Origin of the sequence: Paenibacillus sp. PAMC 26794, assembly GCF_000316035.1 — a bacterium.
In the GTDB taxonomy this organism is placed as follows: domain Bacteria; phylum Bacillota; class Bacilli; order Paenibacillales; family Paenibacillaceae; genus Paenibacillus.
The window spans coordinates 1-13,160 of record NZ_ANHX01000063.1; the positions used below are offsets into that span (position 1 = coordinate 1).

The 13,160-nt window shown below is 48.8% G+C and carries 12 protein-coding genes and 1 riboswitch; of the genes, 2 read left to right on the forward strand and 10 right to left on the reverse strand.

Annotated elements, in window-relative coordinates; all coding sequences use genetic code 11:
- Positions 1-375: 375 nt before the first annotated feature.
- Positions 376-936, forward strand: coding sequence for a DapH/DapD/GlmU-related protein (locus tag D829_RS0121280; RefSeq protein WP_017690954.1), 561 nt, complete (start codon positions 376-378; stop codon positions 934-936).
- 94 nt (positions 937-1,030) lie between these two features.
- Here the strand turns inward: D829_RS0121280 and D829_RS0121285 are convergent, their stop codons facing one another.
- From D829_RS0121285 to D829_RS0121305, 5 genes are all read right to left on the reverse strand, one after another.
- Positions 1,031-1,765, reverse strand: a complete 735-nt coding sequence (locus D829_RS0121285) for an ABC transporter permease (RefSeq protein WP_017690955.1) — start codon at positions 1,763-1,765, stop codon at positions 1,031-1,033.
- 1 nt (position 1,766) lies between these two features.
- Positions 1,767-2,483 carry an ABC transporter permease gene (locus tag D829_RS0121290; RefSeq protein WP_017690956.1) on the reverse strand — a complete coding sequence of 239 codons (717 nt, stop codon included), beginning with the start codon at positions 2,481-2,483 and terminating at the stop codon, positions 1,767-1,769.
- Positions 2,480-3,394, reverse strand: a complete 915-nt coding sequence (locus D829_RS0121295) for an ABC transporter ATP-binding protein (RefSeq protein WP_017690957.1) — start codon at positions 3,392-3,394, stop codon at positions 2,480-2,482. Before D829_RS0121295 ends, D829_RS0121290 begins: the two co-directional genes overlap by 4 nt.
- A gap of 85 nt (positions 3,395-3,479) precedes the next feature.
- The gene (locus tag D829_RS0121300) at positions 3,480-4,985 is read right to left on the reverse strand and encodes a HAMP domain-containing sensor histidine kinase (protein WP_241230804.1); all 1,506 of its coding nucleotides are present in this window, start codon (positions 4,983-4,985) and stop codon (positions 3,480-3,482) included.
- Positions 4,986-5,029: 44 nt separating this feature from the next.
- The gene (locus tag D829_RS0121305; protein WP_017690959.1) at positions 5,030-5,713 is read right to left on the reverse strand and encodes a response regulator transcription factor; all 684 of its coding nucleotides are present in this window, start codon (positions 5,711-5,713) and stop codon (positions 5,030-5,032) included.
- A 127-nt stretch (positions 5,714-5,840) separates the two neighbouring features.
- On the opposite strand from D829_RS0121305, the gene D829_RS0121310 reads away from it, so the two are divergent.
- Entirely contained in the window at positions 5,841-7,595 is a 1,755-nt protein-coding gene (locus D829_RS0121310; protein ID WP_017690960.1) for an alpha-glycosidase, read from the forward strand.
- Between the two features lie 146 nt (positions 7,596-7,741).
- On the opposite strand, the gene D829_RS0121315 is transcribed toward D829_RS0121310, so the two are convergent.
- The 5 genes from D829_RS0121315 to D829_RS32615 form a co-directional block, all read right to left on the reverse strand.
- Positions 7,742-8,254 (reverse strand): PadR family transcriptional regulator, encoded by a 513-nt coding sequence (locus tag D829_RS0121315; protein ID WP_017690961.1) that lies wholly within the window; start codon positions 8,252-8,254, stop codon positions 7,742-7,744.
- Positions 8,255-8,308: 54 nt separating this feature from the next.
- Positions 8,309-9,523: an ABC transporter permease gene (locus D829_RS31670; RefSeq protein ID WP_017690962.1), complete on the reverse strand. Its 1,215-nt coding sequence runs from the start codon at positions 9,521-9,523 to the stop codon at positions 8,309-8,311.
- A gap of 213 nt (positions 9,524-9,736) precedes the next feature.
- On the reverse strand, positions 9,737-10,651 hold the full coding sequence (gene sdaAA / locus D829_RS0121325) for an L-serine ammonia-lyase, iron-sulfur-dependent, subunit alpha (protein ID WP_017690963.1): 915 nt from the start codon (positions 10,649-10,651) through the stop codon (positions 9,737-9,739).
- Positions 10,652-11,341 (reverse strand): L-serine ammonia-lyase, iron-sulfur-dependent subunit beta, encoded by a 690-nt coding sequence (sdaAB, locus tag D829_RS0121330; protein ID WP_017690964.1) that lies wholly within the window; start codon positions 11,339-11,341, stop codon positions 10,652-10,654.
- Between the two features lie 251 nt (positions 11,342-11,592).
- Positions 11,593-11,718: riboswitch (glycine riboswitch) on the reverse strand.
- A 136-nt stretch (positions 11,719-11,854) separates the two neighbouring features.
- A complete protein-coding gene (locus tag D829_RS32615; RefSeq protein ID WP_081595063.1) occupies positions 11,855-12,568 on the reverse strand; it encodes an acyltransferase domain-containing protein in 714 nt (237 codons plus the stop codon).
- Between the last annotated feature and the right edge of the window lie 592 nt (positions 12,569-13,160).

Here is a 13,160-nt window from a genome sequence, read left to right on the forward strand (position 1 = left end):
AACTCGGTGGCTTTTTGGGACGCAAAAGTGATGGCGATCCAGGAGCAAAGGTTCTTTGGAGAGGTCTTCAGGCCTTCCGTACCATCTTGGATAACTATCTTTATTTACTGTAAATTATTCCCTTCGTTGTGGGTCAAGCTTAGGTCTCAGGTTCCTTAGATTCCTGAGATCACTTCAAATCCTTGATTAAGACTCCTCGGATTCGTTAGGGGGTTGAGAGGATGAACCCGATCCCCGCCTGAAACAAAGTTTCTCAAAGAAAGAGAGATAATCCGCCCTTATGATGCCTCGATATAAAATTAACGATACATTTTGTATCGAAAAGGCTATAATCTTTAAAAAAAGTTTTTTGACTACGGAGAGGACGGATGAATCATGCTGCCCAACAGAGTTAAAATTGTTTACGGTAAACTAAGAGGTTTGGCCATCTTTGGTAAAATTCAGCCCTCTATGGGCCTGCTGCCACGAATCAGGGGTAAGGTTTATCTGAATAGATTGGGTGACTTGCAGGTGGGAAAGCGGCTTAACATTATAGGCAAACCTTGGGGAACCCAGTTAACGGTGGTCAAAGGCGCGCGATTAACGATTGGCGATGACGTTATGATTAATGCAGGTGTGGGGATTGCGGCTAACGTTGAAGTGACCATCGGCAATAACGTCATGATTGGTCCTCGAACAAGCATATTTGACAGTGCCTATCACCGGATTGACTCTCTGGATGACGGGAGCCAGACTGCCAAGCGGATTGTGATTCAGGATAATGCCTGGATTGGTACAGGCGCGCTTATTTTGCCCGGAGTGACCATTGGCAGAAATGCAGTTGTGGCAGCAGGAAGCACGGTAACCAAAGATGTACCCGAGAATACACTTGTAGCCGGGGCACCAGCCAAAATCATTCGCGAGCTGACCATTCATGATGGGTGGGTCAGACATTAGAAAAAATCCTCCTGAAGCATACATACAATAGAGCTTTGCATGTTTTGCTTAAAGAGGATTTTGATCTACGATAACCAAGTGTGTAACGGATTATTCAGATTTCTTTTTTTGCAAAATACAGCATGCCGATTCCAATAAAAATGACAGCACTGCCTCCCACGACCGCCAGCATTGTCAGCAGTGGAACATTATAGGCTCCGAAACCTCCGCCTTCCATTGGCGTCATCAGAATCATCGGTTGTGCCCATGGATAATACGGCCCAAATGTAGCCGAGTTTACGATAAGAATATTCGGCACCGTCAGTGCAAAATTCAGCGCGAGCGGTGCGGCAAAGCTGCTCCACACCAGGGAAACGAACATCTGCAAGGCAGCCAAGGGTACACAGGCCAGCAACCCAAGCAGCAGTTTGCTCGCCAAGAATCCCCAAGGTACTGGCATCGTAATGCCGTGAATCAACCCTGCCAGCAGAATGGACATCAGCAACAATACTTGTGTACCCACCAAAAGCATGAGTACAATCGTCAGTTTACCTGCATATACACCTGAACGTGTAAGCGGCAAAACAAGCATCTGCTTCCACCCTCCACCTGCATGTTCAAAACGGCAGACAAAGGACGTAAACACGCCAGTCAGCATCGGCAACAGGAGTAATCCGTGCAAGAAAACCATGGTGCCCATCAATACCTGCCAATTCCCCGATGGCGTGGACAACAGTCCGATGAGCAGCGCAATGAGTGGACTCAACAGAATCAGGAGCCATATGGGGGACTTGCCCATTTTCAATCGTTCAGCGGACAAAATTCGGAAGTACGTTGTTGCAAAGCTCATATCAGGCCACATCCTTCCGGCTAAAATGCATCATACCCAGCAACAGGATCAATAAGCCTAGACCTGCCCCCATGCCTGCATACAGGTATGGATTAGGCCCATTCCAGGCCATCTGTGCCCATGCGAGTGGAAAGCTAGGTGAGATACTGAGTGAGAACATACCCGTTATCGCGAGAACGATGCCCAGGGTGACGGGAAGCGCCTGATTCTTGTTAACCATCGTGAGCCACAACTCCAGTGACAACACCGGAAGTGCACCAGCCAAGGGCAATAGCCCCAGCTTGATCGCATGTGTCCAAGGTATTTCGCTGGCATGGAATCCGAGGATCAGACCCAGACCCACAATTCCTGCGGTTAACAGCAGGCAGGAGATCACCAGCAGCACACAAGCAAGCAGGAACTTGGCTAAATACACGGCTGGTCTGGGAATGGGCATCGCGAGCAACTGTTTCCACGATCCCTGTTCATGCTCAACATTAGCGATCATGGAGCTGAGAATGGTTGCTCCCAGCATCAGAGACAAGGGCACAAAGATAACCACATTGCCGAGCAATCCGCCCCACAGGTTATCTGCATACTGCTCTTTCAGATAGTCCAGCCGTAAGCCAAAATTAAGCGCCTGCATCGCTGTCAATCCAAGAGGGGCCAGAAAAACAAGAAACCAGATCCCTTTCCCCCGAATCTTGAGCCAGTCTGACGATAATGCACGCCCGGTCATATGGAAGCCCCCTCGCCAATGACCCGCATGAACAGATCTTCCAGCGACTGACGCTGTTCCTCTACACGATACACATCATGATCCTGCTCAATTAATCGGCGCACAAGCAGTGCCACTGAACTGTTATCCATATAAGGGAACGTTAATTCAGAACCTTGTTGCTGACCGAATTGCCCCTGTTCTCTCGCCAGCTTCATAGCCTCTTCCGGCTCGGAAACCGTTAACCGGATAGAGCTACCCGTCTGACTATGCAGACTTGCGATGGTATCCTGAAGCACCATCTTGCCTTCACGGATAATACCAACGCGACTTGCCATCTGTTCGACTTCACTCAGCAAGTGGCTGGAAACCAGAACGGTAATGCCATGTTCCAGCGGCATGCGTTTGATCAGTTCCCGAATCTCCTGAATACCGGCAGGGTCAAGCCCATTCGTTGGTTCGTCCAGAATCAGCAGCTCCGGTTCACCCAGCAAAGCGCTGGCGATACCCAGACGTTGCTTCATCCCAAGGGAATATCCCTTCACTGAACGTTTGGCATCCTTGGTCAGATCTACAATGGACAGCACTTCAGCAATTCTTGATTTTGGTACATTGATGATGCGGCGCAAAGTTTCCAGATTCTCTACTGCGTTCAGATGTCCGTAATAGGACGGGTATTCGACCAAGGAACCCACACGGCGCAAAATATCGATGCGATCCTTGCGGATGTCCTTGTCGAAGACACGAATCACGCCTTTGGTTGGTTTAATCAAACCGAGAAGCATGCGAATCGTTGTTGTTTTACCGGCACCGTTGGGACCGAGGAAGCCGTAGATATCTCCCTTTTTAATATGCAGATCAAGTTCACGGACCGCTGCACGGTCCCGGTATGTTTTCCATAGATTAGCCGTTTGAATAATATTTTCACTCACTGTATGATCACCTCGGAACTATCGTAACCTTCCAAGGTTAAAGCCAAGGTAGTCTCAAGTTTAAGTTTAGTTTAAAAAAGCTATTTCAGCGGTTTGTTGTTTCCCTGTTCCCCTTACCACTGTAGATATATGTCTGGACACCCGTATCGGAACTGTCTACCCGCTTGCGCAGACCCATCTCACGAATCAACAGGTCTACAATGGATAAGCCCAGACCTGTGCCTTTTGTGTCGGAATCCTGTTGCATTCCCGGACCCCGATCCTGAATAACAATAGCCGTCTCACCCTGAATCTCCTTGGTTGATATGCCAATATACTTTCCGCTAGCGGCATGACGGATCACGTTCTGAAACAGATTATCGAGAACACGGCGCATGCCCTGTTCATCCATATGCCATATCAATGGTTCCTCCGGCAGGTCAATATCAATTTCGAATTGCTCTTTCTCCCAGACCGGATACCAGGCCGCCGCCGTTTCCCTAACGATCCGCAGTATATCTTTCTCTTCCAGCTTCAGTGTATATTTACCGCTTGTGAGCAAATTGTAGGATAACATGTTGTCAATGAGCCCGCCGAGGTCCTCCATCTTCGCTTCCATGCGATGTAATGAACGGTCACCTTGCTCACTCAGCGCTTCCTTGTGCAAAGCATGCATATGTCCACGAATCACCGTTAGCGGCGTACGCAGATCGTGGGAAAGTCCCGCAATGAGACGTTTGCGCAATTGTTCTTCCTCACGTTCACGATAGCGGCTGTCGGACAGTTGATGCACCATCTGATTGAAGGATTCCTCCAGCTGACCGATCTCATCTAACCGGCGGATATCCACCGGAAGCGGAATGCCTTCCTTGCCCGGGGTCATCATGGCCGTCTGCAAACGAATCAGTCGCTTGCGAATGCGTGCGAAGAAGAGAATCGACATGATGATGAAAATCATAAAGATGATGATCATGACAATGCCAAGATACAAGAGTTCCATTGGGAAATTATTTTGTGTCTTTTGCAAAAGCGATCGCGGCACTTCAATGACCATGAAGCCCTGTCCTCTATCCTCTTCATCTCCGCCTACATAGGCAACTACAGTTAGTGGATCACGATAGGAAGCTTTTTTCATGAATTGCACGGTATTGTTCGCATTCCATTCGGCTGGAATCCGAGTCTCAGCCGTTTTCCCGGAATCCAATGACCACTTTAATACCGTGTCTGTCTTGCCATCCGCTGACGTGGATTTCAACAACGTTACATCTTCACCACCCAGAATAAAGACCGTCTCACCACGAGCATTCACTCGATACATGGAAGCTTTGGGATACTTACGATGTATCTGCTTCAACCGTGCGCTAACCTCTCCATCCGAAGCGCCATCCAGGTTCTCCGCTTCACGCGACCAGAGGTTACTGATCCGGGTAACGTCACCATAAGGTGCCTCTTGATTCGTATTCGTGTTATTCACTACGACAACATATAGGATGGATATGATCGGAAGCACGACGGGGACGAATAATACGGCCGCCAGAATCAGGATGATATATCTGGACATCAAGGACCGCCCAAAGCGTAGCTTGCGCCGCCCGGATTGCTTATGATACACGCCTCGTTCTCCCTTCATGATTTTCCGTTCTCTGAACCGCCGAATCATGGCTTCTTCACGCGATATCCCACACCGCGGACCGTCTGAATAACTACCGGATTGGCCGGATCAAGCTCCAGCTTTTCGCGCAGATGTCGAATATGTACCATCAAAGTCTTATCTCCATCCAGATAGGGCTCGTTCCAGACGGCTTCATAGATCTGCTCTTTGGTTCGAATCATGCCCATATGTCGTAGCAGGTAGGCGAAGATGTGGAACTGTTTTCCCGATAAAATAATCTCATCTCCCGTCTCCTCATTGACGATCCGGTTGTCCTTCTCATAGATGGAGAGATGATCCAGCTTCAGGGCTGTATCCGATGAGACCGCTGTTCCTGCCTTACGCAGTTGTACTTCAATCCGGGCAGCCAGTTCATCGGGGTGAAATGGTTTGGTCACATAGTCATCGGCAAAATCAAGACCGTGCAGCTTGTCGTCAATGGACGTTCTGGCCGAGAGCATGACAATGGGTACGGCAGGATGCTCTTTTTTCAGTCGCTGGCCCACTGTAAATCCATCCAGGCCTGGCAACATGACATCCAGAATGATCAATGAGCAACCGACAGCAGCCTCAGCTGCACCTTCACCACTTCCGAGCCATACCACCTCATAACCTCGCTCCTCCAGATCGGCTCTGACCCATGTTGCAATTTCCGTATCATCTTCAATGTATAACAATTTGGTTTTCATCCGAATATTCGTTTCCTTTCTGTACCCTTTTGGTTAATTATAGCTTATCCATTAACGTGGGGAATGTCATATTAATCAAGTCTACCAAGTACATATCAGTTCTACACCTGACGGGAGGAAATTCATTATGTTGCTGGAAGCCATCTATCATCAACCGAAACGAAACTGGGCCTATGCCTATGACCAAGATACAATTCATCTGCGCCTGCGTGTCAAAAAGAATGATCTGACCGAGGTCCATGCCCTGACCGGGGATAAATATGCGTGGGATGCAACCAAAGCGCTGGTTCCCTTAACGAAGTTCACCTCTGACTCCATGTTCGATTACTACGAGGGTGAGGTGAAACCTCCCTACCACCGACTGAAATACTCTTTTCTGCTAAAAAACGGAGACGAACAGATCTGGATGACCGAGACGGACTTCCAGGAAGAAGAACCGGACGATCCGGGTCGTATGTTCCAGTTCCCTTATATTCATGCTGGAGCTGTATTCGCACCCCCTGCATGGGTTAAGGATGCAGTGTTCTATCAGATTTTCCCTGAACGATTCGCCAACGGCAATCCGGATATTAGTCCGGAAAAGGTGGAGCCGTGGGGCGGCGAGCCAACACCTTTCAATTTTTTCGGCGGTGACCTTCAAGGAGTGATCGACCATCTGGATTACATCAGCGATCTTGGCATTAATGCGATCTACTTCACACCCATCTTCGAAGCCACCACCAATCACAAATACGATACCGAAGACTACCTGCGGGTAGACCGGCACTTTGGTGACGCAGATACCGTGAAACGACTGGTCGAGCTGTGCCATGCACGTGGAATTCGCGTACTTCTGGATGCTGTGTTCAACCATTCCGGGAAGACGTTTGCGCCGTTTGTCGATGTTCAGAAGAACGGGGAACAATCCAAATACAAGGACTGGTTTCATGTGCACGAATTTCCGCTGGACGTAAAGGACGGCATCCCCACATATGAGACATTTGCATTCGAAGCGCACATGCCGAAGCTGAATACGGAAAATCCTGAGGTGAAGGCATACCTGCTGGAGGTTGCCGAGTACTGGATCAAGGAAGTGGGTGCGGACGGATGGCGGCTGGATGTGGCGGACGAAGTGGATAATGCATTCTGGCGCGATTTCCGTCGTGTAGTCAAAGCCGCTAATCCGGATGCCTATATTCTGGGCGAAGTATGGAACGAATCTTCCTCCTGGCTGCAAGGCGACCAGTTCGATGCGTCCATGAACTATCCGTTCACGGATGCCGTGAATGCTTTCTTTGTAAAAAATACGATGCACGCCGAACAGTTCGCGAACTCTATCGGGCGACAGTTATCCCGTTATCCGCTTCAGGCCAGCGAAGTGGCGTTCAACTTGCTGGACAGCCACGATACCCCGCGGCTGCTCACGCTATGTGAAGGCGACCAGCGCAAGATGAAGCTGGCTGCGTTATTCCAGTTCAGTTACATGGGTGCTCCGTGCATCTTTTACGGAGACGAGATTGGCATGGACGGCGAGCATGATCCGGGCTGCCGTAAATGCATGGAATGGGATGAAGCGAAGCAGGACCGGGAGCTGTTCGACTTTTATCAGAAACTGATCTCCCTGCGTCATGCTCATCCTGTGCTGCGTGCAGAAGGCACCGTTCGTTTCCTGCAGGCTCGTCCCGATGGCAGCCAACTGGTATTTGAGCGGCAAAATGAGGAGGAACGCATTCTGGTTCTGTTCAATCGATCAGAAGAGACGGCTATTGTCGAGCTAGAAGCAGGTGACGGGGAATGGACCGAGTTATTCGGTGAAAACCATCGTACCGCCAAGGAAGATGGTGTGCTCGCCATTGAACTGCCTGCGTACGGATATGCTGTACTGAGTACTAGTCTCACATAAACACCAAGCTATATTTGCTTTTATGCAAGACCGGACAGGAGTCCACTTCATCGGAATATAAAAAAATCAAATAGGCGCTCACAGACCTGTTCCGGATCTGATGAGTGCCTATTTGATTTTGACGTTATTCATTATGGCCATGGAGATTACTCTGGCTGCACCAGCTGTTCCTTGAGCAACTGAATGGTGGCCTCATATTGTACAAGCCCCACTTGCAGACACAGACGCTGTGCAGGTGAAATACGTTCGCCGAATTCTTCCATCTGGCGCTGAAGTTCAGCATATAACATTTCCTTTCGCTTCAACTGGGTGGATATCCAACCCGTTACAGTATCTTCATCCGCCAACTCTCCGAAGTACAAACGCATCAGAAAATCAGAACGAAATACCTCAGCTTCCAAAGGACTCATTAAATAGGCGTGAAATTGCGCTGCTCCTTCAGGAGTCAATGAATACACATTCTTATCAGGTTTCCCTTCCTGCTTCACCGATTCCTTAGTCAGCAATCCTGACTTTTCCATCTTCGCAAGTGTAGGATATATGGTGCCAAAGCTGGCATCAAAGAAAAATGAAAAATATTGTTCAAAGTACTGCTTGATCTCGTATCCGGAACTTGGCTGATTGTGCAGTATTCCGAGGATGACATGCTGCGTGTTCATCGGTGTACCGCTCCTTTCCATTCCCCTTAACGTATCACAATCAGTACCCCTTGTTCAATGATCAGATGACGAAACGGTTGCTTTCAGAGCAACAGGCACAGCAGCAGTCTGGTCCTCCCTACGAGCTTCAGAACGTACCGGGCCGGAGCGTCTGATCCAGGTGCAAAGCGCACCCAGAGTCAGTGTTACTCCACCGATTACGGAGAGCAACATCACATCCCGGCCGATCCCGTTTCCTCCGAGCACAAGGTTCATCATTCCTTCTACGGCATAAGTCGCTGGCAGATAATGACCGATTACTTGGTAGAACTCAGGCATTACATCTCGCGGAATCGTTGATCCCGATGACAGCATCAGTAGAGGTAACAACGCACTGTTTAACCAAGCCCCAGCATTGCCAAGCAACAACAAGCTCAACTGAGCCATGAGTATAAAAGATATGGTGACCAGCAACTGGAACAGCCATAACATGAACCAACCGGCTGCTGACGATACCCCCATAATGTGCATCATCCCCGATCCAACGAGCGAAACGATAAATGCCGCACCAACATTAACGATGTTGCGCGCCCAGAAGCGCTCCCATTTCCCTGCCCTGCTACTCAGTTCACCAGATACTTTCTGCAGATTCATGCCAAGCAACATCGCTCCGGTAAACGTAGCCGTTACAATCAACATCGGTACCATGGAGAAAGCAAAATTATCAACAGGATTCAGTCGCTCCACCTCTGCTTCCACGCGTGAGGATAACCCCAGCGCCAGCGAATCGGACTGATCGGCAGTCATACCGGACTGATTCAGAACTCCGCGAATACCATTCTCTTGTACTTCACGATTCAATGTCGCTGTAACTTGTGCGGCTACGTTCTGCATCACACTTTTCACGGTAGCCACGTTTGATTCGTTCATCACATACTTAACTGTCATCGGCTTCGACAAGTCTTCTGCCTGCTGCATAAAACCGGATGGAATCTCAATGATCATGTATACTTCCCGATCCGTTAACATCTGTCTCGCTTCTTGCATCGATTCAGATGGTTTGATCTCGAAATTCAGACCCGCTGCCAAAGACGCGGCCAACGGCTCAGCTGCCGCCCCGTCTTCATTAACAATAGTGACAGCTAGCTCAGTCATTCTCTCATTAACCTGATCGTATCCGCTAAGCCAGATGATGTTAAAGAAAACCTGAAACAGCACGGCCGTAATTAAACCCACAATAGTAGCTCCATTTTTCAAAAACAGCAGACTCGTCTGGAAAATCCCTTTCATTCTAACCATCTCCTTTTATTTTTGTTTCGCTCTTTTATATATCGTCAATGTTTTTATTTTTCTTGTTGGTGAAAGACAAAAAAAGCCGATACCAATCTTCACTAGGAAGATTGGTATCGGCTTTTCATATCACGCAGGGAGCTCTACTTCAACTTTAATAATCAAGGCTCAAGGTTCACGAGTTAGCGTTAGATTTAATTCATATCAATTCTATTATGCCTTAGGTTCTACGTCATTTCCAGCAGGGGACTCCTGCTCAGGCTCGGCACGCTTTGCCTTTGGTTTAGCCAGCTTCTGCATCATTTTGCGGCCGGTTGGCGTCTGAGCCAGTCCGCCTTGGGCTGTTTCCCGGTGACGGCTCGGCATCGCACTGCCTACTTCCAGCATAACGTCGATGACCTCGTCTGACGGTATGGCACTACGCACTCCGGCCAGGGCCATATCAGCCGCAGCCAGCGCCGTGACTGCACCCAGTCCATTACGGACGATGCACGGAATCTCAACAAGGCCTGCGACTGGATCGCAGATAAGGCCCAGTGTATTTTTTAACGCCAAGCCTACGGCATGAACGACCTGTTCCGGTGTACCTCCACGCAGTTCAACCATGGCACCCGCAGCCATGCCGATCGCGGAACCCACTTCCGCCTGACAGCCACCTTCGGCACCGGAGATAAATGAATTGTTGGCAATAACATAACCAATCGCTCCCGCACAGAACAACCCGTTCACCAAATGTTCGTCCGTCCAGCCAAACCGCTCCTGTGAACTGATAAACACACCCGGGATAATGCCGCAGGAACCCGCTGTTGGTGTTGCCACGATCCGACCCATGGAGGCATTCACTTCAGATACACACAAGGCATACGCCATGGCAAGTGCCGAAGCATCACCGGAGCAAGTCTCACCCTTGCGAATATACTCGGCCATTTTTTTGCCATCTCCACCCGTTAATCCACTGCGTGATGTCGTATCTTCTGTCAGTCCTTTGCGCACCGCTTCCTTCATCACCTGATAGTAATCTGACATCTGCCGCACAACATCGGCTTCTGGAGTATTTGTTTCCTGAACCTGCTCTTCGATCATCAAGCGGGCAATCGTTTTGGACTCTGCTGTACAGACGGCATTCAATTAAATCGCATCCGGCTCCACCCCTCTCTTCAAATCGATGACGCGAATTTCAAGCACATGGTCCAGTGAGCGCAGACGCTTCAGCATCTCAGCATTAGGCACAGCGTCCATCTCCATCGCGGTCAACGCTTCACCATCTCTGGCTTTCCGATCCACTTGCATATACCCAATATTCACACCTGACGAACTGATTGTGGATGTGACCGAAGCGAGCACTCCGGCTTTGTCCGAATGGCGCAGCACAAGCGTTGGAAACTCTCCGCTGATCTGTACACGAAAATCATTTAAAGCATGCACCGATACACTACCACCGCCGATAGAAGCACCGATTAGTGAACATTGACGATCTCCGTGCCACAACTCAATTTTGACCGTATTGGGATGGGGGGCTGGCAGGCCGCTCGTGTAAAACTCCACCTCCATGCCCGCTTCCTCTGCGTATTGCTCTGCATCCGGTATACGCGGATCGTCTGTGACATAGTCGAGCAGACCACCGATCAGCGCAAGATCCGTGCCGTGCCCCTGATACGTATCCGCGAATGAGCCATACAGCGTCAGCCGGGCGCGTTCCGGTGTGCACCCCAGCCACTGGCGGGCCATTCGCCCCAATCGCGCCGCTCCGGCTGTATGTGAACTTGATGGACCTGTCATAGACGGACCAATAATTGAAAAAACGTCTTTAAAACGCACCTGCACCCCTCCATTTATATTCATCCTATCCAACCATACGAGTATTCATAATGTTCCTTTATTACTGAGCGATGACATACAAAAAGGACAGAAGAAGGCCCACGGCCCTCTCTCTGTCCTCGATACCTGAGAGTTTCATGATAAGAAGCACACAGATGCTTTGCCTGTATTCCACAGGTGACACACCTTGCAAACTGCCCCTTAAACATATACCCCTTGGGTGGCGCATATTGCGCACTCTCCAGAGTTGCGTCCAACGATGGTACATTTACCTGAGAGATTAACCGCTGCGCCGGGTGCGCAGCAGCTTGCTCCTTCGGTGCCTTGGCAGCATGTGATTTTACTCGGTCTGCCCAGGTCTCTCCCGCTCGTTATCATCCGCCTTAACATCATTGAATTGATTTTGCATGTTAGACCGCTGAATTTTCGATACATCTATAAGAATAGAGTAATGTACAGTATCCGATATGTCAACAAAAGTAACGTGCAATTATCATAAGCTAGACGTCAACTTTAAGTGAATACAATGGCATTGATATTTCTCACCTGCGCTGAAGAACTTGTGACACTTGTAGTTGTCACAAATGAAATGCTTATAGTATATACGTTAGTTGTTGTAGCAGTTGCTGTATCCACGTAAGTGTTGGAAGAAAGGAATGATATTGAACCGGAAGCATTCCCTGTTCTGGAGAGCTGCAATTGGTTAATCAAAACGCCGTTCACTCTCAGGTTGATGTTATATGCGATACTCCAGTTGGACCCCACCACCACTGCAACTTGCGTACTATTGTCAATTTTCACCCTTTGGCCTGTCACCACAGTCACATTTAGGGTCTGGATCGTCGTTTCAGCTGTTAATGAAAGAGACAATGATGATGTCTGACTGTCAGCAAACAAGGAAGAACTCGCTGGCGCAGATGCTGCTGTAGATCCTGTCGCGCCCGTAGCGCCAGTGGCTCCGGTCGTGCCCGTTACGCCTGTAGCTTGCTTCATAACACAGCGCAAGCCATCCTCTGCACTGAATACGCATGCAACGGCAGCAGCGGCAGTCTCGCCAAGGCTGCTGCTTAGGACATAATCAGGCATCATACCACGAGTCAACAAGGATTGGGCAAGTGCATACTCCACCATATAGATGGCGGGATGCGACATAATTGTTCGTTCGAAGCGTCCTCGCCTGTCTACGATCCTCCGTACATATGCCGGATGATTGACTCGCCCCCGCATTCCAAAACCGTTTGATCGAGAGCAAGCATCGTTTCCCTGAACAACGCATCCTGCTCAAACAGCTCCTCCCCCATCCGCGGATACTGCGATCCCTGCCCAGAAAACATAAAAACACAAAACTTCCCTCATATGTGCGTTTCCTATCTTAAACGTGCCGAAACAACGATTGAATTAGTTGAAAAGCTTGTTGTATACACCATGAAAATTTGTGATTTTTGTAAATGATGGATTGTGTTAATAAAGAGATTGTATATCGTAAAATGACGAATAACATTGTTAAATAGGGATAAATCAGAGAAAAAGGATATAATATTATGTCATTTATTTTATCTATAATCGGAAATGCCCCTGGTTCAATGAGTAGAAAGCAACAAAATACTTGCCATTCAATATATTTTGCGCGATTACTTTTTTTCATTTTTTATCATCGACTGTGTTGGAGAGCTAACGTGCAGGAGAGCGGTTTAGTCAGCCTAATACACGCCTTATCGCCATCCTATAATTGTATAAATGATTAAAAGAAGGATGAGAACCTTGAAATAGCTACATGACCTGCGCTGTTAGCTATTACTGATGAATTAGCAATGGTAAT